At 67.4% G+C, this 22,203-nt stretch carries 14 protein-coding genes; 7 read left to right on the top strand and 7 right to left on the bottom strand.

The window, feature by feature from the left end; genetic code table 11:
• Positions 1–13: 13 nt before the first annotated feature.
• On the top strand, positions 14–667 hold the full coding sequence (locus tag HW532_RS19905) for an alpha/beta hydrolase (RefSeq protein ID WP_213162127.1): 654 nt from the start codon (positions 14–16) through the stop codon (positions 665–667).
• 187 nt (positions 668–854) lie between these two features.
• On the opposite strand, the gene HW532_RS19900 is transcribed toward HW532_RS19905, so the two are convergent.
• On the bottom strand, positions 855–1,964 hold the full coding sequence (locus tag HW532_RS19900) for an anhydro-N-acetylmuramic acid kinase (protein WP_213162126.1): 1,110 nt from the start codon (positions 1,962–1,964) through the stop codon (positions 855–857).
• A 156-nt stretch (positions 1,965–2,120) separates the two neighbouring features.
• Here HW532_RS19900 and tyrS point away from each other — a divergent pair, with 156 nt between their 5' ends.
• Positions 2,121–3,374, top strand: a complete 1,254-nt coding sequence (gene tyrS / locus HW532_RS19895; protein WP_213164667.1) for a tyrosine--tRNA ligase — start codon at positions 2,121–2,123, stop codon at positions 3,372–3,374.
• A gap of 169 nt (positions 3,375–3,543) precedes the next feature.
• Here tyrS and HW532_RS19890 read toward each other — a convergent pair whose 3' ends face one another.
• Positions 3,544–6,999 carry a YhdP family protein gene (locus tag HW532_RS19890; protein ID WP_213162125.1) on the bottom strand — a complete coding sequence of 1,152 codons (3,456 nt, stop codon included), beginning with the start codon at positions 6,997–6,999 and terminating at the stop codon, positions 3,544–3,546.
• A 270-nt stretch (positions 7,000–7,269) separates the two neighbouring features.
• Here HW532_RS19890 and bcp point away from each other — a divergent pair, with 270 nt between their 5' ends.
• The 4 genes from bcp (at position 7,270) to HW532_RS19870 (ending at position 10,479) form a co-directional block, all read left to right on the top strand.
• On the top strand, positions 7,270–7,740 hold the full coding sequence (bcp, locus tag HW532_RS19885) for a thioredoxin-dependent thiol peroxidase (RefSeq protein WP_213162124.1): 471 nt from the start codon (positions 7,270–7,272) through the stop codon (positions 7,738–7,740).
• Positions 7,741–7,745: 5 nt separating this feature from the next.
• Positions 7,746–8,585, top strand: coding sequence for a ferritin-like domain-containing protein (locus HW532_RS19880; RefSeq protein WP_213162123.1), 840 nt, complete (start codon positions 7,746–7,748; stop codon positions 8,583–8,585).
• A gap of 150 nt (positions 8,586–8,735) precedes the next feature.
• Positions 8,736–10,010 (top strand): peptidoglycan DD-metalloendopeptidase family protein, encoded by a 1,275-nt coding sequence (locus HW532_RS19875; RefSeq protein ID WP_213162122.1) that lies wholly within the window; start codon positions 8,736–8,738, stop codon positions 10,008–10,010.
• Positions 9,979–10,479: a bactofilin family protein gene (locus HW532_RS19870; RefSeq protein ID WP_213162121.1), complete on the top strand. Its 501-nt coding sequence runs from the start codon at positions 9,979–9,981 to the stop codon at positions 10,477–10,479. Before HW532_RS19875 ends, HW532_RS19870 begins: the two co-directional genes overlap by 32 nt.
• A 90-nt stretch (positions 10,480–10,569) precedes the next feature.
• Here HW532_RS19870 and prfB read toward each other — a convergent pair.
• The 4 genes from prfB to HW532_RS19850 form a co-directional block, all read right to left on the bottom strand.
• Positions 10,570–11,710 (bottom strand): peptide chain release factor 2 gene (gene prfB / locus HW532_RS19865; RefSeq protein WP_213162120.1). Its coding sequence is split into 2 segments (ribosomal slippage): positions 10,570–11,640 and positions 11,642–11,710, totalling 1,140 coding nucleotides; the frame shifts between segments, so codons are not numbered across the junction.
• A 170-nt stretch (positions 11,711–11,880) separates the two neighbouring features.
• Entirely contained in the window at positions 11,881–12,585 is a 705-nt protein-coding gene (locus tag HW532_RS19860; RefSeq protein ID WP_213162119.1) for an outer membrane protein, read from the bottom strand.
• A gap of 224 nt (positions 12,586–12,809) precedes the next feature.
• Positions 12,810–15,275, bottom strand: coding sequence for a penicillin-binding protein 1A (locus HW532_RS19855; protein ID WP_246479327.1), 2,466 nt, complete (start codon positions 15,273–15,275; stop codon positions 12,810–12,812).
• 207 nt (positions 15,276–15,482) lie between these two features.
• Positions 15,483–17,171 (bottom strand): N-acetylmuramoyl-L-alanine amidase, encoded by a 1,689-nt coding sequence (locus tag HW532_RS19850; RefSeq protein ID WP_213162117.1) that lies wholly within the window; start codon positions 17,169–17,171, stop codon positions 15,483–15,485.
• A gap of 734 nt (positions 17,172–17,905) precedes the next feature.
• Between HW532_RS19850 and HW532_RS19845 the strand changes: the two genes are divergently transcribed.
• Entirely contained in the window at positions 17,906–20,725 is a 2,820-nt protein-coding gene (locus HW532_RS19845; protein ID WP_213162116.1) for an Rne/Rng family ribonuclease, read from the top strand.
• 99 nt (positions 20,726–20,824) lie between these two features.
• Here HW532_RS19845 and HW532_RS19840 read toward each other — a convergent pair whose 3' ends face one another.
• Complete coding sequence (locus HW532_RS19840) at positions 20,825–21,988, bottom strand: pyridoxal phosphate-dependent aminotransferase (protein ID WP_213162115.1); 1,164 nt, start codon at positions 21,986–21,988, stop codon at positions 20,825–20,827.
• Positions 21,989–22,203: the final 215 nt, after the last annotated feature.

Genomic DNA, 22,203 nt, shown 5'->3' with positions numbered 1-22,203 from the left:
TTTCGAGGACCCAATGCCGGAAGTGATTTTCAATGGCCCCGCGGGCCGCATTGAAGGCCGCTATCACCACAATGAATCGTCCACCTCGCCCGTGGCGATCATCCTGCATCCCCATCCCCAGTTCGGCGGCACGATGAACAACCCCATCGTGCATGCCCTCTACTACATGTTCCAGAAGCGCGGCTTCTCCGTCCTGCGGTTCAATTTCCGCGGCGTGGGCCGCAGCCAGGGCATCTACGACAATGGTGCGGGCGAGCTGTCGGACGCCGCCGCCGCGCTCGACTGGGCGCAGAGCCTCAACCGCGACGCGCGCTCGTGCTGGATCGCCGGCTTCTCCTTCGGCTCGTGGATCTCCATGCAGCTCCTGATGCGCCGGCCCGAGATCGCCGGCTTCATCTCCGTCGCCCCCATGGCGAACCATTACGACTTCTCCTTCCTCGCCCCCTGCCCGGCCTCGGGCCTGTTCGTCAATGGCGACAAGGACAGCGTGACACCGCCGGAGCACGTCACCAGCCTGGTCAGCCGGCTGAAGACGCAGAAGGGCATCGTCATCGAGCATCAGACGATCGCCGGCGCCAACCATTTCTTCGAGGACAAGGCCGAAGATCTCATGACGGTCGTGGAGGACTATCTCGACCGCCGGCTCGCCGAGGAAGAGGCCGCCTGAACGGGCCGGGGCGCCCGCCCCCTTGCCCGTCATTCCCGCGCAAGCGGGACTCCCGTGCAGAATCAGCAGGATGGATGCCCGCCTTCGCGGGCATGAGCGGTAAGGGAAAAGGCTTGTTTCCTTCGCTCGCTCCCGCGAAGGCGGGAGCCCACAGCCCCCGGACCGTCCCGCCCGTTTCTGGAGCCCCCTACCGCGCGGGCTCGTGGATGACGCCGCCCGTCAGCGGTTCGGCGACGCCGGTCGTCGAGGGAAATGTGATGGCGAGGTTCGCAAGCCGGCGCACGGCCATATAGGCGAAGGCCTCCGCCTCGATCGCGTCGCCATCGAGCCCGACGGCCTCGGCCGTTTCCACCGGCACACCGAGACGGTCGCGCAGCGCATCCATGATCGCCGGGTTCCGCCGCCCGCCTCCGCAGACCACCCACGAGGCCGGCGCGGCGGGCAGATGCGCGACGGCACGCGCCACGGCCGCGCTCGTGAAGGCGACCAGCGTCGCCGCCCCGTCCTGCGGCGACAGGCCGTCCAGCGCATCGAGCGAGAAGTCGTTGCGGTCCAGGGATTTCGGCGCCGGGGCCTCGAAATAGGCATGGTCGAGGAGGCGTGCGAGGCGGGCCTCGTCCACATGTCCCGACCGGGCGAGCGCCCCGTCGCGGTCGCAATCCGTACCGAGATGCCTGAGCACCCAGTCATCGAGAAGCGCATTGCCGGGCCCTGTGTCGAAGGCCACGAGCGGCGCGCCGTCGGCGATATAGGTCAGGTTCGCCACGCCACCGATATTGAGGAAGGCCCTGGGCCCGCTGCCGAGCCCGGCGGCGAGCGCGGAATGGTAGACGGGAACGAGCGGCGCGCCCTGCCCGCCCGCGGCGACATCCGCCGCCCTGAGGTCGCTCACGACGCGGATGCCGAGCCCGTCGGCGAGCCGCGCGCCGTCGCCGAGTTGCACGGTGAGGCGTCTCTCCGGGCGGTGGAGCACGGTCTGGCCGTGGAAGCCGATCACGCCGATATCGCCGGGCGCAAGCCCGTGACGGGTCAGGAACGCGGTCACCGCGCGCATATGGGCATCGGTGATCTCGCGCTCGAATTCGTCCAGCGGCGCCGGGCGGTCCTCGCGCCGGTCGAGCGTGCGCGCGGCATCCAGCACCTCGCGATAGAGCGCGCGCAGGCCCGGCGTATAATCGACCGTCTCCGAAGGCCCCGGCGCCACATGGCGTTCGCCGTCCGTCTCGATGAGCGCGATGTCGATCCCGTCCATGGAGGTGCCGCTCATCAGGCCGAGCGCGGCTGTCACATTTGCCATTTCACAACGCTGTGCTAGATCAAGCTGCGTCCGGTGACCCTCGCCCGGGCGCCGAGACGTTGATCGCTCCCAAGATCCGGAATGCCCTGCACGGAACAGGGCCGCCGCTGGCGGGCCGACAACCCAACCAACATCAAGATACAGCTTGGCATGAGCATGACCAGTTTCAAATCCGATTTCCTCCACGTTCTCCAGGAACGCGGCTTCATCCACCAGTGCTCCGACATGGAGGCGCTGGACGAGCTCGCGCGGACGGGGACCGTGACCGCCTATATCGGCTTTGACTGCACGGCGCGCTCGCTGCATGTCGGCTCGCTCGTGCAGATCATGATGCTGCGCTGGCTGCAGAAGGCCGGACACCGGCCGATCACGCTCATGGGCGGCGGCACGACGCAGATCGGCGATCCGAGCTTCCGCGACGAGGCGCGCCCGCTCCTGTCGACAGAGATGATCGAGCAGAACAAGGAAGGGATCCGGCGCGTCTTCGACCGCTTCCTCACCTTCGGCGACGGCGCCAGCGATGCCGTGATGATCGACAATGCCGACTGGCTGCTCGGCCTCAACTACGTGGAGTTCCTGCGCGATGTCGGGCGCCATTTCTCCGTCAACCGCATGCTCTCCTTCGAGGCGGTCAAGAGCCGGCTCGAGCGCGACCAGTCGCTGTCCTTCCTGGAGTTCAACTACATGCTGCTCCAGGCCTACGATTTCGTGGAGCTCTACCGCCGCCACGGCTGCCGGCTGCAGATGGGCGGCTCCGACCAGTGGGGCAATATCGTCAACGGTATCGATCTCGGCCGGCGCATGGAGGAGGTGGAGCTGTTCGCGCTCACCTCGCCGCTCTTGACCACCTCGTCCGGCGCCAAGATGGGCAAGACCGCCTCCGGCGCGGTGTGGCTCAATGCCGATATGCTCAAGCCCTATGACTACTGGCAGTACTGGCGCAATACCGAGGACGGCGATGTCGGCCGCTTCCTGAAGCTCTTCACCGAGCTGCCCCTCGACGAGATCGCGCGCCTTGCCGCGCTCGAGGGCCAGGAGCTCAACGACGCCAAGAAGGTGTTGGCCACCGAGACCACAGCCCTCCTCCATGGCCGCCAGGCGGCCGAGGAGGCCGCGGAGACCGCGCGGCGCACCTTCGAGGAAGGCCAGTTCGGCGAGGGGCTGCCGACCGTCGAGATCGGGAGCGGCGAGTTCGAGGCAGGGCTCGGCCTGCTCACCGCCATGGTGCGCGCGGGCCTTGCCTCCTCAAACGGCGAGGCCCGCCGGGCCGTCTCCGGCGGCGCCGTGCGCATCAACGACGTCGCCGTCGCGGACCCGAAACGCGCCCTCACCGGTGACGACCTCACCGGCGACGGCGTGGTGAAGCTGTCCATGGGCAAGAAGAAGCACGCGCTCATCCGGCCGAGCTAAAGCGGCTTGCGGACAGGTTGAATCGGCATTTCCTCCCGCTCATCCCGGCGAAAGCCGGGATCTCAGGCGTGTTGCAGAAGATCCCGGCTTTCGCCGGGATGAGCGGTCTGTTTCAACCTAACCGCGATGCGCTCCAGGCTCTCGTCCGGTCGGGCGGGACCGGCCCGGCCTATCGGTTGAGGGCCCTCGGCATGTCGATCTCGGGCTCCTTGCGCTTGCCGCCATCGCGGCCGGACCCGGAGCCCGAGCCGGACGCGCCGCCGTCGCCCGTGCCGAACTCGAAGAGCTTGCGCAGGAAACCCGGCGCGAGGGCGGAGACCGGATTGAACACCATCTCCGGGTCCGACATGGTGCCGCGCAGCGCGAAGGTCACGCCGAAGATACCCTGCCCCTTGCCGCCCATCAGCACCTCGCCGAGGATCGGGACCGAGCTCAGCAGCGAGTTGAGAGCATAGGCCGGAATGATCGTTCCGGAAATGTCGAGCGCGCCATTGTCCTTGTTGATCAGCCCCTTGGCGGACGCCCCGATGGTCGGCCCCTGAAGGAGCGCATCGCCGATGCGCACATACTGGCCGTCGAGGGAGAAGGGGACGGTGAGATTGGTGAAGCTCCAGCTTCCGCTGTTGGACCTCGTGCGCTGCGCCCCGCCGCGCTCGTCGAACCGGATGAGCGCCGGCTCGTCGCGCACCTGGAAGTTCCGGATGCGTAAGCGTCCGTCGCGCAGGGCCGACTGGCCGGGAGCGCCGAGATCGGCGGTGAAGGAGAGGTTCCCGCCCCTGATGTTGGAATAGAGATCGGCCGCCCGCAGGGTCGCCCCGCCATTGCGGCTGGTGAGCTTGAGGGCCCGTGTGCCGTTCGTCTTCGGGCGGACGGACAGCGCGACCTGCGAGCCGTCGCCGTGCTGGCCATTCACCTCCATGCGCACGATGCCGCCATTGCGGATTTCCGCGGAGACCTTGGCCCTGTCGAGCCGCGAGCCGCGATAGCCGCGAATGGTGGACAGGCTCGCATCGACCGCGACGGTGCCCAGATGGTCCTTTGCCGTATCCGACTTGCCGAACATGGCATGGATCATGGGCCGCGCATCGAAGGACCGACCGCCGACCGAGACGCCGAGAACATTCGCGCTGCGGCGGCTCGCCTTGACCGTCATGTCGTAATCCGGGCCGAGCTGTGCCGTCGGCAGCGAGGCGGACACGATGTCGCCCGCCTTGTTCAGCACCATCGTCCCCCTGACATTCAGGTCCTTGCCCGTGATCACCGCATTGCGGATCCCGATGCCGCCATCCTTGCGGAAGTCGAGATCGAGCGTCGCCTTGGTCCCCTTGATCGGCGGGCGCAGCCACCGGATCGCCTCGATGCGGAGCTGTGCGCGCGAGAGATCGGCGGCCAGATGCGCGCTCTCCACATCGCCCTTGCTGATATCCGCGGTCAGCGTGACCGGAACCGGACCTTTCACGAAATCGTTGATATCGGTGCCGAGCCGGACACGGTCCTTGTCGCTGAGCGTGGCCCTCGCCACGACACGGCGCTCGTCGGGACCGTCGTCCTTGAAGGACGAGCTCAGCTCCAGACGAACGGGCACGCCGTTCAGCGTGACGTCGCCAGCGCCCGTCAGGCCCTCATCGGTCACCTCCACCTCCAGGGTACCGCCGTCGATTTCCATGTCGTCGGCGATGCCGGTGAAGTTGATCTCCTTGATGGTCGTCTGGGCCTTGATCGACAGGCGCTCGGCCGGGATGTCGCGCAGGAGCGGCAGCTGGAGCGCCATCGACACTTCCGCCGCGCCGGTGAGACGATCCATGTCGAAGCCCGCCTCGCTCACATATCTGAGCGGTTCGAGATCGATCAGCTCCAGGAACCCGCTGACCGGCCCCTTGGTCGTGACATTGACCTCCGCTACGGTCCCGTGGGTGACGAGATCGTCGATACGCATATCCCCCGAGACGAACTCGATCTTCTTGCCCGACGGCACGGTGACGGAGCCGCTCTTCAGCGAGAGATCGAAGCTGTTGCCCTGCAGGGTTCCCCCGCCGGCCGCACCGATAATCACGGGGAAGTCGTCGAAATAGCGCGTCGTGACGTCGGACAGGGTGAAGTCGAAATTGGCGTGCCGGTCGGGAATCGCCTTGTCGTTAAGCGCCCGGGCGAGAACCTTCGGCGGCATGTCGACACTGAAATCGCCGGTCGGAATGACGCCCGTCAGGACATTCTCCGAGATCCACTCGCGCGCGCCCGGCGCGAGGATCGGCGGCCACAGCTTCTTCATCGTGTCGATGGGCAGGTCGCGGATGCGCCCGGCAAGCCGGATGCCGATCGCCTCCTCGCCCTCGGAGAAGCTGCCGCGCATCCGGATGCCGGCATTGCCGGCGAGGATCACCAGATCGTCGACGTCGAGGCGGTTGTCCTCGACCGACGCATACCCCTCGAAATCCACCCGGTCGATGGCCAGTGCGCCGGTCACCTCGCCGTCCGTGTCCAGGCTCACATCGCGGGCATGCAGTGCCACGCGCGTGCCGAGCAGCCGCCCGGTCTCGCCGTAATCGGGTGACAGCCGGCCCGTGAGCGCGGCCTGCGAGCCGCCGATATAGATCGCGGACTTGCCGATGACGATCTCACGGGTCTCCGGCTCGTAGGACAGGCGCAGCGTGCCCTCGTCCACCAGAATCGGCTTGGAGATGAAACTCGGGAAGCCGACATAGCCCGCCGAGGCGGTGAACACCGCATCCGCCCTGGTGATGCTGCCGTCCTCGGCAAGATCCAGATGGGCCTCGCCCGAGAGCGGCAGCCGCACCTCGCCGAGCTCCGACAGGGCGAAGACCTGGGCCGCGGCATAGGCCGGAACGAAATCGTGCACACGCGCCGTGACCGACATGGTCTGTGTGTCGCCCCGGTAGTCCGCCCGGAGATCGAGGCGCCAGCTGTCCTTGCCGCTGGCGACCTCGGCATCGGCATCCAGCGTCAGCCCGTCCGGCGTGCGCCCGAAATCGAGATTGACCTTCGGCGCATACCAGATCGACTGGTTGGTCTCGTCATAGAGCGAAACGGAGGCATCGCTGACCGTGATGGCATTGAGTGCCGCCGCGCCGCCGCGATCCTTGGCGAGCATTTCGCGCTCGAGAAACGCCATCATCCCCTGGCCGCTTTCCAGGAAGGCGCTGCCCTGCGCGGTCTCTGCGGAGATATCCTTGTCGGCCTTGCCGGAGATATCCGCGGTGTCGGGAGGGTTCGACGGCTCGCCGAAGCCGAGCTCGATACCGCCCGACAGGGTGCGGCGCACGAGGATATGAGGACCGATCAGGTCGAACTGGCGCGGCACGACTCGCCCACGCAGAAGCTTCGCGCCGTCGATCTCGACGGTCGCTCGGGGCGCTCGTGCAATGAGCCGGTTGCCCTCGTCGACCAGCCGGACATGGCGGAAACGCACTGTCGGCGGCCCGTTGCCGTCCTCGCGTTCGACGACGACGTCGCTGAACTCCACGCGCATGCCGCTCAGCCCGGCATTGACGATCTGCTCCACCGGGCCGCTCATGAAACCGAGCGAGATCGGCCCCATGGACAGCCGCCACAGGATGGCGAGCGCAAGCACACCGGCCAGCAGCAGCACGCCGCCCAGCGAAAACAACCCCAGCCTCGTCAGCTTTCTACGCAAATCCGCAAAGGTCTATGACAGGCGTACGACCGCCCGAACGGCCCCTCCACCCCGGATACCTCTTGCACCGGGCGAAACGGCCGGGCCAAACTCCATGGTGATTCAGGGCCCTGTTCGGATAACCGACACCGATCCTCGTTCAGAATCTGAGAGATCAGTGTACATCCGCTTTGCGCCAACACAACTCGGCATGCCCCAAAACCGCTCATTTCACCAAAATTGGGACGAAAGGATGACCAAACCATGAGCACACTGAAGGAAGGCGACATGGCGCCGGATTTCTCGCTGCCGACGGACAGTGGCGGCAACGCCTCGCTGTCCGCCGTGAAGGGCCGCAAGGCCGTCGTCTATTTCTACCCGAAGGACGACACCAGCGGGTGCACGAAGGAGGCCATCGCCTTCACCGGCCTCAAGGGTGCCTTCGACGAGGCGGAGACGGACATCATCGGCATTTCCGCCGATTCCGTCGCCAGGCACGACAAGTTCAAGGCCAAGCACGCGCTCGCCGTCACGCTGGCCTCCGACGAGAACCGCGCCGCGATCGAGGCCTATGGCGTATGGGTCGAGAAGAGCATGTACGGGCGCAAATATATGGGCATCGACCGGTCGACCTTCCTGATCGGCCGCGACGGGCGGATCGCGCGCATCTGGCGCAAGGTGAAGGTTGCCGGCCATGCCGAGGAGGTGCTCGAGGCGGCAAGGGCGCTCGGGTGACCGCCATGGCGGCAGACGGCCCGACTGCGCCGCGCTCGCTCGCCGAGGCTGCCCGCCTCGTCGTGGAGGCCGCGGAGCCGGCGGAGAAGGTCCGCCTGGCCCGCGAGGCCGCCAAGGCCTGGCGCGCCAGGCGGCTGTCGCGGGGCGTGCGCGCCGGCATGCCGTCCCTGCCCGACCGGCCCGGGCGCCCCGACCGGCCCGAGCTCCTTGCGCCGCGGGACATGCCGAAGCGCTCCACATCGGGCGGGCGCGGCCGGTTCGCCATGGTCCACGCGCTCGCCCATATCGAGCTCAATGCGGTGGATCTCACCTGGGACCTCATCGCGCGCTTCTTCGATGCGCCCATGCCGCACTCCTTCCTCGACGACTGGGTGCGCGTCGGCGCGGAGGAGGCGCGGCATTTCGCCCTCCTCGACCGGCGGCTCGCGGAGCTCGGCGGCGCCTATGGCGACCTGCCCGCCCATGACGGGCTGTGGCAGACCGCGCAGGATACCGGCCACTCACTGCTCGCCCGGGTCGCCATCGTGCCGATGGTGCTGGAAGCGCGCGGGCTCGACGTCACGCCCTCCATGATCGACCGGATGCACGAGGCGGGGGATGCGGAAACGGCCGGAATTCTTGAGATTATCTATCGCGACGAGAAAACCCATGTGGCCTTCGGCGTGAAGTGGTTCCGGTTCCTGTGCGCCCGCGAGGGGCTGCCGCCGGAGCCCGAGTTCCAGCGCCTCGTGCAGCGCCATTTCAAGGGCCGGATCAAGCCGCCCTTCAACGACCGCGCCCGCGCCGAGGCCGGCCTCGTGCCGGGTTTCTACAAACCCCTCGTCGGGGTGATGTCGCCCACCTGACCCGGCGCTCCGAGGCAGACCGCATACGGGTGACAAGCCCTTCTGCCGCTTGTATAAGTGTTAACCATGAGCTTCCGCGCCAGCGGAGGCGGATACGGACATCGGGGCGGGGCTCGTCTCCCTCGGGGGTGCACGATCATCCAGGACGACATGCGACGTCGTAACAAGCATGCATCACGGAGCCGGACGCCGGCATCGGCACGCCGCCGGCTGTTCCGCGAGCGCCAGATCTATCTGCGCAGCGAGGGGCATATCCGCTATGTGACCCTCAAGCCGTGGACGCAGATCGCGGCACTGTCGTGTCTCGTCGGCCTTCTCGGCTGGCTCGCCTATGCGACGGCGAGCGTCGTGCTGACCGAACAGCGCGTCGCCGGACTCCGCGCCGCCTATGACGCGCGCATCGCCGCATTACGCGGCACCGTCGGCAAGCTCAACGGGCGCATGCTGCTCGACCAGAACGCCTATCTCGACAAGGTGGATGCGCTGCGCGAGGACTACGAGGCGCTGGTCGCCCGCCACCGCAAGCTGGAGCTGTTCTTCAGCCAGCAATGGCAGCCGGCGAGCGTGGCCGGGGACGCCGACGACATGGACGACAGCGACGGCGCGGCGGACGCGGAGCCCGGCAAGCAGGGCACGCTCGACCTGCCCGCCTTCCGGTCCCGGTTCCAGGAGGCGTTCCGCAAGGCCGCCGACGCCGATCTGCCGCTTGAGGAGATGCGCGCGCTCCTTACCTCCTTCGACCGGATGCAGCATGCCCTGCTCGACAGGGTGGAGACCGCCGCGGCCAGCCGGCTGGAGACGGTGGAAACCGCAGTGTCCAAGGTCGGCCTCGACCCGGACGCCGTCCTGGAACGGTCCCGGCGCCATCTGCCCGAGAATGTCGGCGGGCCGTTCGTCGCGCCGTCCGCCATCGACCTCGGCGACGACGAGCTCGTGCAGCGCATGAGCACGGTCGGCAAGAGCATGGAGGCGGTCGAGAAGCTGAAGCAGGCCATTACGCGCATGCCCATCGCCGACCCCCTCGCCACGTTCCGGATCACCAGCGACTTCGGCACGCGCGACGATCCGTTCCGCAAGGTCGAGGCGATGCATACCGGTATCGACATGAAGGCCCTGGACGGCAACGCCATTCTCGCGACCGCCTCCGGCAGGATCGTCACGGCTGGCTGGAAGGGCGCCTATGGGCGTATGGTCGAGATCCGCCATGACAACGGCATCGCGACCCGATATGCTCATCTCGGCGAGATCGCGGTCGATGAAGGCCAGTACGTCAACAGGGGAGACGTCATCGGCCGCGTGGGCAGTTCGGGCCGCAGCACAGGTCCGCATCTCCATTACGAAACCCGCCTTGAGGGGCGGCCGGTCGATCCCAAGCGGTTTTGGCAAGCGCGTCATGTTCTTCAAACGCAAGCAGAAGCGGACTGAGCACCCGGCCGGACGGGATCCGCGCGTCGGCCCCTCGATCCTGACCTCCGAGGTCGTCATCGAGGGCAAGGTCATGACGGCGGGCGAGCTCCAGATCGACGGCACGATCCATGGCGACGTGCGCGCCGGCGCGCTGGTGGTCGATGCCCGCGGCATCGTCCATGGCGAGGTCATCGCCGAGGAGGTGGTGGTGCGCGGCCGCATCATCGGCCCCATACGCGGCATTCACGTCCACATTTTCTCCGGCGCCCATGTCGAGGGCGACGTGATCCACGAGACCATCTCGATCGAGAACGGCGCTTTCGTGGAGGGCAATATCCACAGGGCCGACAATCCGCTGGAGCAATATGGCGCGGACGAGCCGTCGCGCCCGCTGCTCTATGACGACCAGCCGGCCGAGCCACTCGACGACCGCCGGTTCAGGCCGGCCGGCCTGCTGCGCCCCGGCTCGTCGGGCGCTGCGGAATAGGCGCCCGATCCCGATTTTCCCCGTGACCCTTGAGCGGATACGTCCCGCGAGACAGCCGGTCCTGACCGAAACGAGCTGAAGAGCTCACATCTAGCCGCCATTGGCCGGCTGGGCGGTTTCCCCGCCTTCGCCGCCATGGACGCGCTGGGCGAGCGAGGCCTCCAGGAACGCGTCGATGCCGCCGTCGAGAACGGCCTGCGGGCTCGTGCTCTCCACGCCCGTGCGCAGATCCTTCACGAGCTGGTAGGGCTGCAGCACATAGGAGCGGATCTGGTGGCCCCAGCCGATATCCGTCTTCTGGGCGGCCTCGGCCTGGGCCTCCTCCTCGCGCTTCTGGAGCTCCAGCTCGTAGAGGCGGGCGCGCAGCATCGACCAGGCGGTGGCCCGGTTCTTGTGCTGGGAGCGCTCGTTCTGGCACTGCACGACGATGCCGGTGGGAATATGGGTGATGCGCACCGCGCTGTCGGTGGTGTTGACGTGCTGTCCGCCAGCACCGGAGGCGCGGTAGGTGTCGATGCGCACATCCTTGTCGGCGACGTCGATCTCGATCGAATCGTCGATCACCGGATAGACCCAGACGGAGGAGAAGGAGGTGTGCCGGCGGGCATTGGAATCGAAGGGCGAGATGCGCACCAGGCGATGCACGCCCGATTCGGTCTTCAGCCAGCCATAGGCGTTGTGGCCCTTCACGAGCAGGGTCGCGGACTTGTAACCCGCCTCCTCGCCCGGATGGATCTCCATCACCTCCACCTTGTAGCCCTTGGACTCCGCCCAGCGCATATACATGCGCGTGAGCATCTCCGTCCAATCTTGGCTTTCCGTTCCGCCCGCGCCCGCGTGGATCTCCACATAGGTGTCGTTGGCGTCGGCCTCGCCGGACAGCAGCGCCTCGAGCTCGTGCTTGCCGGCCTTCGTGCGCAGAGCCTTCAGCGCGGCCTCCGCCTCCGCGACGATATCCTCGTCGCCGTCGGCCTCGCCGAGCTCGATCAGCTCGATATTGTCGCTGAGCCCCTGCTCGAGCTCCCGGCAGACGCCGATCTGATCATCGAGCTTCTGGCGCTCGCGCATCATGGACTGGGCGGCCTGCGGATCGTCCCAGAGGGACGGGTCCTCCGCCAGGGAGTTCAGTTCGTCGAGGCGTCTGAGAGCGTTATCCCAGTCAAAGATGCCTCCTCAGCAGTCCGAGAGACTGCTTGATGTCGTCGATGACAGACTGCACTTCCGCGCGCATGGTCGGCTCGTCACTCCTCGGAATGGCCGCAAGGGAAAAACGGTGCCCCTCGGGGCACCGGATGGCCGGACCATAGAGCCGCCGCCCCGGCCTGTAAATCCCTTCCCTCCAGGCCCGGAGCCGCCCGGCCGAGAGAGCCCCGGCAGGACAGGGGCTCGCCGGCAGCCGCGTCAGAAGAGGAACGGATCGAGCTTGAACGAGACAGCCGCCCGCACGGTATTGGTCTCGAAATCGATCCGGTCGGCGGCGTTCGGCCACCTGTAGGTTTTCTTCCCGTAATTGCCGTAGAGATACTCGCCGCGCAGAAGGACGGTGTCGGTGACCGCATATTCAATGCCGGCTCCGACCACGACGCCATAGTGAACGCGGCTGTCGCGGGCGCTGTCCGGATCGCGGCGGAGCTTGGCTCTGGCGTCCGCGATACCGAGACCGGCGGTCACGAAGAACAGCGTCCGATTCGCCGCATAGCCCACGCGCCCCCGAATGGTGCCGATCGGGCCGACCCGGAAGGACTCCTCGAACGCCGGGGCGCATGGCGTCTCGCAGAGAGCCTTGTATGGGCTGCTCAAGCTACCCCAGGTCACGTCGCCCTCGAGGCCATAGACGACATTTCCGGACTGGAAGCTGACACCGCCGAGCACACCGCCGACGAAGCTGTCGGCGTCCAGCTTGTGGGTGCCGACCGTCTCGTTTCTCATCTTGGCGTCCATCCAGCCCCAGCCGGCATGTCCGCCAAGATAGACACCCGACCAGTCATAGGTTGTGTCCATGGGCGGCGCAGGAACAACCGCCTCCTCCGCAGGAGGCGGCACGAACAGATCTGCCGCGGATGCGCCCGCGCTGCCGACGGTCATCGCGGCCGCAAACATCGCCATATACGCAAGTGTTCCGGAAATTCTCGACGCCATACCCATTCTCATTATAGCGACCCTCTGTATCGACCATTGGACGTGTGTAACGGAGGCTTGCTCCCCATGGTTTCATCAATCGGAAATACATCTTATGAGGGTATTAACGAGTACAGCAACCGGCTGGCGGCCTCCGAACCGTCGCGCCTGTTAATAAAGTCCGGAAAGCTGTTGATAAGTCGGCGTGGCCGTCAGTAGAGGCCGCCCGTTCCCGTGCCGAGCCCGCCTTCGACCACCGTGCCGGACGAATCGCCCGCCGCTCCGTCGTAGGACCGGCCCGCGCCGATCACGACGGTGTCCTGCGCCGGCCCGTTGCCCGGCTTGAACGCCTCGAGGATGACATTGTCGTCGCCATACGCGGCGCGCTGGCCGTTCTTGGGATTGATCGGGATGAGCTGGATGCCGGAGGGCACACGGAAGGGAATGCCCGGCTTGTCCTTCAGCGCCATCTTCATGAAGTCTGCGAAGACGGGGGCGGCGACCTGCCCGCCGGTCGCGCTGCGCCCCATGGAGCGCGGCGTGTCGTAGCCGATATAGACGCCGACCGCGAGATCCGGGGCGAACCCCACGAACCAGGCGTCCTTGTAGTCGTTGGTCGTCCCCGTCTTGCCGGCGAGCGGCTTCGACACGGCCCGCGACACCACACGCCCGGTGCCGCGCAGGACCACGCCCTCCAGCATGGAGGTGATCTGGTAGGCGGTATAGGGGTTGATCACCTGCTCGCGCACATCGACGAGTTCGGGCTCGGGCTGGCCGTTCCAGGCCTCCGCCTCGCAATCGGTGCATTCGCGCTTGTCGTGGCGATAGATGGTGTGGCCGTAGCGGTCCTGGATGCGGTCGATCAGCGTCGGCTCGATGCGCTTGCCGCCATTGTCGAGCATGCTGTAGGCGGCGGTCATGCGCAGAAGCGTGGTCTCCCCCGCCCCCAGTGCCATGGCCAGCACCGGCGAGAGCTTGTCGTAGATGCCGAACTTCTCCGCATAGTCGACGACGGTGTCGATGCCCATGTCCTCCGCCAGCCGGACGGTCATCACATTGCGCGACAGCTCGATGCCGCGCCGCAATGTGGAGGGGCCGTAGAACTTGCGCGAATAGTTCCTCGGCGACCAGGTCTCGCCGTTCTCCATCTCAAACGAGATCGGCGCGTCCAGCACCACGCTGGCCGGGGTGTAGCCATTGTCGAGGGCCGCGGCATAGACGAAGGGCTTGAAGGCCGAGCCCGGCTGGCGCTTGGCCTGCACCGCCCGGTCGAACTGGCTCATGCCGTAGCTGAAGCCGCCCGCCAGAGCCAGAACGCGCCCGGTATGGGGGTCCATCGCGACGAGGGCGCCCTGGATCTCCGGCACCTGAACCAGATGCCACTCGCCCTCCTCGCCGGAGGGCGCGACATAGACGACATCGCCCGGCGAGAGCACGTCGCTGGCGGCCTTGACCTCCGGGCCCCGGCCGCCGCCCTCGGTGGCCTTGCGCGCCCAGCTCATGAGCGACAGCGGGATGCGCCCGCGCTCGCGCGTCTTCTCCACCTTGCCGCCGGACCTCTTCGGACGCAGGCCGATGGTCGCCGCGTCCTTGTCGCTGTCGAGCACGATGGCGAGCCGCCAGGGCGCGAGATCGGAGGCGACGTCCACATCGGCAAGCGCCGCGCCCCAGTCGCCATCCGTCGACATCCGGTCGACCGGCCCGCGCCAGCCGCGCTCGCGGTCGAAGTCGATCAGCCCACGCGTGAGCGCCTGGCGGGCGAAGATCTGCAGCTTGGGATCGAGCGTCGTGCGGATCGACAGCCCGCCCTCGTAGAGCTTCTTCTCGCCATAGATGTCGAGGACCTCGCGGCGGACCTCCTCGGCGAAGAATTCCGCGGAGAACAGGTGGGAGCCGAGCGGGCGGGGATCGACCTCGAGGGGCTCGGCCATGGCGGCCTTGGCCTCCTCCTCGGTAATGTAGCCGTTCTCCAGCATGCGCTCGATGACCCAATCGCGCCGCCCGACGGCCCGGTCGTGATACCTGATCGGATGGTAGTTGTTGGGCGCCTTGGGCAGCGCTGCGAGATAGGCCATCTCCGCAAGGTCGAGCTCGCTCAGCGACTTGCCGAAATAGTTCAGCGCCGCCGCCGCCACGCCATAGGAGCCGAAGCCCAGATAGATCTCGTTGAGATAGAGCTCCAGGATCTGGTCCTTGGAGAAGGCGCGCTCGATACGCAGCGCGAGCAACGCCTCCTTGAGCTTGCGCATGAGCGTCTGCTCGCTGGAGAGCAGGAAGTTCTTCGCCACCTGCTGGGTGATGGTGGACGCCCCGACCAGCCGCCGGTCGCCGCCGGACATCATGTTGCGGGCATTGGTCACGACCGCGCGCGCAATGCCGAACACATCGATGCCGCTATGGCTGTAGAAGGTCTTGTCCTCAGCGGAGATGAAAGCTTCGATCAGCTGTTTCGGGATCGCGTCGGCCGGCACGAAGAGGCGCCGCTCGCGGGCATATTCGGAGATCAGCGAACCGTCGCCCGCATGCACCCGCGTCATGACCGGCGGCTCGTATTCGGCAAGCTGCGAATAGTCCGGCAGGTCGCGCGAGACGTCCCACACAATATAGGCCCCGGCCGCCATCACGCCGAGAAAGACAATGAACCCGGCGGCGAACAAAAACCCGAGAAATCTCAGCATGAAAGCCTCTATACGCCCCAGCCTGCCGGCCCCGTGCCGGCGGCTGCCGGGCGGCATCTCCCGCCGGCCCGGCCGGACCTTCCGGCGAGCGGCGAACGGTACCCGTCGGTTCCCGCGAAACGATTACGCACTACTGTAACATGGGCCTGTCGATGTCAAAACAAACTGAAACAATATGGCCATGCCGTGACGGGGCGGGACGCCGCCTCACCGGTTCGCGGCGACCTTGATGCCGAAGAAGGCGTCGACGGCCTTGGTCATGGCGCTGGCCACCCTGGCCCGCCATTGCGCGGAGAGCAGCAGCTTCTCGTCGGCCCGGCTGGAGAGATAGCCGAGCTCGACCAGGACGGAGGGCACGTCGGGCGCGCGCAGGACGCGGAAGCCCGCATAGCGATGCGGCCGGCTGTGCATGCGCGTCTTCGCCTTCATCTCCGAGATCAGCGTCTTGGCGAAATAGACGGAATGGTTCTTGGTCTCGCGCTGGGCGAGATCGAGAAGGATACCGGTCACCTCCTCGTTCTCCTCCACGAGGTCGACGCCGGCGATCAAGTCGGCGCGGTTCTCCTTGGCGGCGAGTTCGGCGGCCTCGCGGTCGGAGGCGCGCTCCGACACCGTATAGATGGTCGCGCCGCGCGCTTTGCCGCTCCTGAGCGAATCGGCGTGGATCGCGATGAACAGGTCGGCGTGGTTGCGCCGCGCGAATTTCACCCGGTCGCCGAGGCGCACGAAGGTGTCGTCGTCGCGCGTCATCAGCACCTTGTAGTGGCCGGACGCGGCGAGCTTGTCGCGCAGGGCCTTCGCAAAGGCGAGGACGACCTTCTTCTCATAGGTTCCAGACCGGCTGATCGCACCGGGATCGACACCGCCATGCCCCGGATCGATGACCACCACGCGCCGGTCGGGAATATCCCTGTGCGGCTTGGCGGGCGGCAGCGGCGGTGGGCTCGACAGGGCGCCCATGACGCGCTCCAGCTCGCGGGCGGCATCCTCGGAAACGCTGCCATCCTCGCTGCCCGCGGCCGCGACCGTCGCCTCCTCTCCGGCCTGGGGGGCGTCGCCGGCCGGCGCGGGATCGCCAGCCCGCTCCTCACCGCCGCCCTCCTCTGGCTCCGGCGGCGTTCCCGCCGTATCGCCGGCATCGGATGCATCGGACGCATCGGCGACGACGGGACGGGGCTTCGGCAGCGGCGCGGGATCGCGGGGGCTCGCGCCCTCGCCGTCGGCCCCGGACACGGGCAACGGCTCGGGCTCGCCGGGCACGGGCTCGAGCGCAGCCTGGCGCGTCTCCTCCCGCTCCTCCCCGGCGGCATCCGGCGCGCCGTCGCCTGCTCCGGCGGCCGCCGCCACGGTTTCCGGCTTGCCCTCCTCGGCCGCCTTGGCGGCGCGCATGGCGCGCTCCACCCGGTCGTGGATCTTGGCGAAGGTCACCCGGTCGGTGCGGATGAGGTCGACCACCAAGCGCGCCGGCTGGCCGTTCTCCGCCTTCACCACATAGGACTTCTCGATCAGCACGGGCGCGTTCGCATCGAGCACGATGCGCGACTTGCCCGGCGCGAACCGCCCATAGCGATAGCTGTCGATCAGACCGCGGCCCTGCTGGCCGATACCGGCGGGCAGTTCGAAATCGACTTCCGGCAGGTCGATGATGACGCGGAACGGATCGGGAATGACATAGACACTGAAGCCCAGGGGCTGGGTCACGTCCGCCACGAAGCGGGTTCGCCGCCCGTCGCCGCCCACCCGCGTGGCGGTCGCGACCGGCGGGTCGCCGGCGGCAACGGCCGACATGGAGGGGCGCGAGCTGTCGTCGGAGACCTGCAGGAAGACGAACAGGATCGCGAGCACGGCGACAAGCGCCCGCACCCCCGCAGAGACTATCCGGCCGAGGCCTCTCATTCTCCTGCCCGCGTCTCCTCGCTCAAGGCGGTTCCAGCATCATGCTGCACCGACACGGCTCATGTGTGTCCCATGTCCCGTCTGGACGGCATAAACTTATCGCTCCTTGGTTAAGCGATCGTTGCAACGACAAAAGGTGTGCTCAGCCCCGATTGTGCCCGTGCGCAGGCCGGCCTGCGCCAGCGGAAATTGCACCATCTGGTATCGTCGCTCTTGCAAAGCCCTTCATCTCTCCGTAATTAGGAGGATCACGTGGAGGTTCGCAATCGCCCGACAGGGCAGGACTGGCGGGCCCCGACGAGAGAATTTCTCGCGCCGGACGGATCTGCTGGCGCAAATTGTCCAGATGCCGTCCGGTCGCCATGCTCGCAAGATCGCGCACAGAACTTATCGCGGTCTTCGTGCGACATGCCGTCGGTGCATGAACTTTCCCGCACCGACGTGGAGAAGACGAGCCGCTTCCGGCCGATGACGGTCGGAGGCTTGAGTGTTGATGGTGAAATGTATCGGGCTTCGTACAATGCCCCAGCGGACATTATGATGCCGTCAGCGCGCCCCGGACAGCTTGGCAGCGAGCGAGCCGCAATGGCCGACGCCCCCGAGCAGGGGGTGCCCGGCATGAAGCCGATCTCATTTCCGTTTACGCGACATGGCAGGCCACCTTCGGGCACGGATCAGCGGGCTTTCCGCTTGAGCCGCCCGGCGCTGCCCGTGCGCGTCGGAGAAGACAGAACATGGGTACAAAGATGCTCCTCGATGCCGCCCACCCGGAAGAGACCCGGGTGGTTACCCTGCGCGGCAACAAGATCGAGGAATTCGACTACGAATCCGCGTCGCGCAAGCAGATAAGGGGAAATATCTATCTGGCGAAGGTGACGCGCGTGGAGCCGTCGCTCCAGGCGGCATTCGTCGATTACGGCGGTAACCGGCACGGGTTCCTCGCCTTCAGCGAAATCCATCCCGACTATTACCAGATCCCCATGGCCGACCGGCAGGCACTGGTCGAGGCCGAGGCGAACTACCAGAAGGCCGACGACGAGCCCGACGAGGCCGGCTCCGGCAGCAGGGGCGAGGCCGACGGCGACGGGTCCGACGGCGAGGACGCCGCCGATGAGCCCAAGGGCCGCTCCCGCAAGGGCGGCCGCCGCAAGCGCGGGGCCAGCACCAAGGCCGATGCGGAGAGCGTCGAGGAGGATGGCGACAACGGCTCCTCCGTGGAATCCGTCGGCGCGGAGGACGCGCTGGAGGAGGTGCCCCGGCACCAGCGCTCGGTGAAGCGCAACTACAAGATCCAGGAAGTCATCAAGCGACGGCAGATCCTGCTCGTTCAGGTCGTCAAGGAGGAGCGCGGCAACAAGGGCGCGGCGCTCACCACCTATCTGTCGCTTGCCGGGCGCTACTGCGTCCTGATGCCGAACACAGCGCGCGGCGGCGGTATTTCCCGCAAGATCACCGACGCCTCCGACCGGCGCCGGCTGAAGGAGGCCGCCAAGTCGATGTCGGTGCCGGAAGGCATGGGGCTGATCGTGCGCACCGCCGGCGCCAACCGCACCAAGGCTGAGATCAAGCGCGACTACGACTATCTCCTCAGGCTGTGGGAGAACATCCGCGACCTGACGCTCAAATCCACCGCACCCTGCCTCATCTACGAGGAAGGCAGCCTCATCAAGCGCGCCATCCGCGACCTCTACACCAAGGATGTCGACACGGTGCTCGTGGAGGGCGACCACGCCTATCGCGAGGCCAAGGAATTCATGAAGATGCTCATGCCGAGCCACGCCCGGCATGTGAAGGCCTACAAGGAACCGCGCCCGCTGTTCAGCCGCTATCAGGTGGAAGGCCAGCTCGACGGGCTGTTCCTGCCGACGGTGACGCTCGAATCGGGCGGCTATATCGTCATCAACCAGACCGAGGCGCTGGTCTCCATCGACGTCAATTCCGGCAAGTCGACGCGCGAGCACAATATCGAGGATACCGCGCTGAAGACCAATCTCGAGGCGGCGGAAGAGGTTGCCCGCCAGCTTCGCCTGCGCGACCTCGCGGGCCTCATCGTGATCGACTTCATCGACATGGAGGAGAAGCGCAACAACCGGTCCGTGGAGCGCCGCCTCAAGGAATCGCTCAAGCACGACCGCGCGCGTATCCAGGTCGGTCGGATCAGCCATTTCGGCCTCCTGGAGATGTCGCGCCAGCGTCTGCGGGTCGGCATGCTGGAAGGCTCCACGCTGATGTGCCCCCATTGCGAGGGGCACGGCTTCATCCGGTCGGTCGAATCCTGCGCGCTGTCGGTGCTGCGCGGCATCGAGGAGCATCTCCTGCGCCGCCACGAGAACATCACGGTGCTGTGCGACGCGGAGGTCGCCTCCTACCTGCTCAACCAGAAGCGCAACCATGTGCTGGGTCTGGAATCCGCCTATGGCGTCTCCGTCTTCATCCAGCCCGGCGCCGACCAGAAGTCCTCGCAGTTCAAGATCGAGAAGGCGGAGGCGCGCAACATCGTGCCGCCCAAGCCGGCCGTGGCCGTGCAGATCGATTCCGCCTATTCCGACGAGCCCGAGGATGACGAGACCGAGGCCGAGACCGACATCGAGGCCGAGGCCGAGGCCGAGGCGGAGGACGCCGAAGCCCGCGATGGCGGCGACGAGGATGGCGACCGCGACCAGGACGGCCAGAAGAAGCGCCGCCGGCGCCGGCGCGGCCGCCGCGGCGGCCGGCGCAACAAGACACGCGCCGACGAGCATGACGAGATCCATGGCGACAACCGGGAGCAGGACGAGGCTCCGGCCGCCTCCGATAGCGAGGACGCCGATAGCGGCGAAACCGGGTCCCGCACGGAACAGGCCGAGGAGCCCGCTGTCGCCGCGGCCGCCGAGAGTGCCGAAGGCGCGGAGGCCGATACGGTGAGCGAGGAGGCGCCCGCCAAGGGCCGTCGCCGCAGCTCGCGGTCGCGCAAGCCGAAGGCGGAGACGGCGGAGACGGCCGACGCCGCAGAGGCCGAAGCGCCGGCCCCTGCCGAGACCCCGGAGCCTGCGGATGCCGATGCCGCCCCCGCCGAGGCGACGGCGGAGGCGTCTCCCGAGGAGGCTCCCGCCGAACAGGCGGACGAGCCGGCCAAGCCCGCGCGCCGGAAGCGGACGACGAAGGCGAAGAGCACGAGCGCCGCGTCGCGGAAGAAGAAGGCCGAGGAGGCCAAGGCCGGCGAGGACGAGACGGAGAAGCCGGCCCCGAAGAAGCGCACGCGCCGCACCACGAAGACGGCCGCCAAGAAGGCCGAGGAGGCTGCGGCCGAGGCCGCCCCTGCCGAGGCGGAGGCAGCTCCCGCAGAGGCGGACACGACGGTGGAGCCGGCACCCGCGCCGGAAGCGCCCGCCCCCGCCTTGGCCGAAGCGACGAGCCCGTCTCAGGAGTTCGTCGCGGCAGAGGCGGAGGCCGACGCCGAGGCGGAGCCTGCGGCTGCGCCCGCACAGACCGACACCGCCGTGGCGGAAAGGGACGAGAAGCCCGCGCCGCGCCGCCGGGGCTGGTGGCAGCGCCGGATCCTGGGCAACGATTGATCGCGCAGCCGGGGCGGCGTCTCCCCTCTTTCGAGGGAGCCGCCCCGGCAACCCCGCCTGTCGGAGCTGGCCTGGCGCGAACGGCCCGCCTTTCCCGGCTCAGCCGAGCCAGGCGCCGATGCGCCGCACCGCCTCTTCCAGATCGCGGCGGGCGCCGGCAAAGGACATCCTCAGATAGCGCGAGCCGCGCCGTTCATCGAAATCCGCCCCCGGCGTCGTCGCCACGCCGGTTTCCCTCAGCATGGCCTCCGCGAAGGCGAAGCTGTCCTGTGTGAAGCGCGACACATCCGCATAGACATAGAACGCGCCGTCGATCGGGGCATGGTCGCCAAGACCGATCCCGGGCAGCGCGTCGAGGAGGAAGGCCCGGTTCTCCGCATAGGCCTCCTTGCGCGCCTCCAGCTCCTCCGTCGCGTCGAAGGCCGCGTAGGCCGCCGCCTGCGAGAGCGCGGACGGCGAGATATAGAGGCTCTGGGCGAGGCACTCGATCGGCCGGACGAGGCGCTCCGGCACGATCATCCAGCCGATGCGCCAGCCCGTCATGCAGTAATATTTGGAGAAGCTGTTGATGACGATGGCGTCGTCGCTGAAGGCGAGCGCTGTCATTTCCGGCGTCTCGTAGGCGAGCCCGTGATAGATCTCGTCGGATATGAACCAGGCGCCGGTCTCCTCCGTCGCGTGGACGAGGCGCGCCAGCCGGTCGGGCGAGATCATGGTTCCCGTCGGATTGCCCGGGCTTGCCACCATGAGCCCCTGCAGGCCGCCCGCCTCTCGCGCGAGCCTCCCGAGCGCCTCGGGCTCCGGCTCCCAGCGCGTCTGCGGCGACGTCTCGATGGGCACGACCTCGATGCCGAGCGTGCTCATGATGTTGCGGTAGGCCGGATAGCCCGGCGTCGGCAGCGCGACCCGCGCCCCGGCATCGAAGGCGGAGAGGAAGGCGAGCACGAAGCCGGCCGACGAGCCGGTCGTGACGATCACCCGGCCGGGCGCGACCTCCACGCCGTAGCGGTCGTGATAGTGGGCGGCGATGCGCTCGCGAAGCGCCGGCCGGCCCGTCGCCTCCGTATAGCCGATCATGCCCGCATCGAGCGCCTGCTTGGCGGCATCGAGCGCGGTGCGCGGCGCCGGGCCGAACGGTTCGCCGACCTCCAGATGAACGATATCGCTGCCGGCGGCGGCGAGGCTGTTGGCCTCGCGCAGCACATCCATGGCCAGGAACGGAGCCACGCGGCTTCGGCTCGACGGCTCGGGCGCCTTGGACATGCCCTTGTCCCCCTTGATCGACAGCTCGTCATCGGTTCGTAGCAGATCGCTGGAGACTTGTGGAGCCTGCAGCGTCCCCGCCCCTCGCAGCGCGGGTCAGTCCCGGGGCGACAGGGGCCAAATGTCGCCTATAATGGTCGGCGGAATGCTTGAAACGGATCGACGGCGCATGGCAGGTTGTTGCGGCATGGTCGCTACGGGGCCGTGGAGACCGA

Origin of the sequence: Kaustia mangrovi, from assembly GCF_015482775.1 — a bacterium.
GTDB lineage: Bacteria > Pseudomonadota > Alphaproteobacteria > Rhizobiales > Im1 > Kaustia > Kaustia mangrovi.
The sequence above is the reverse complement of the archived record's forward strand: the minus strand, read 5'-3'. Positions and strand labels throughout refer to the sequence as shown.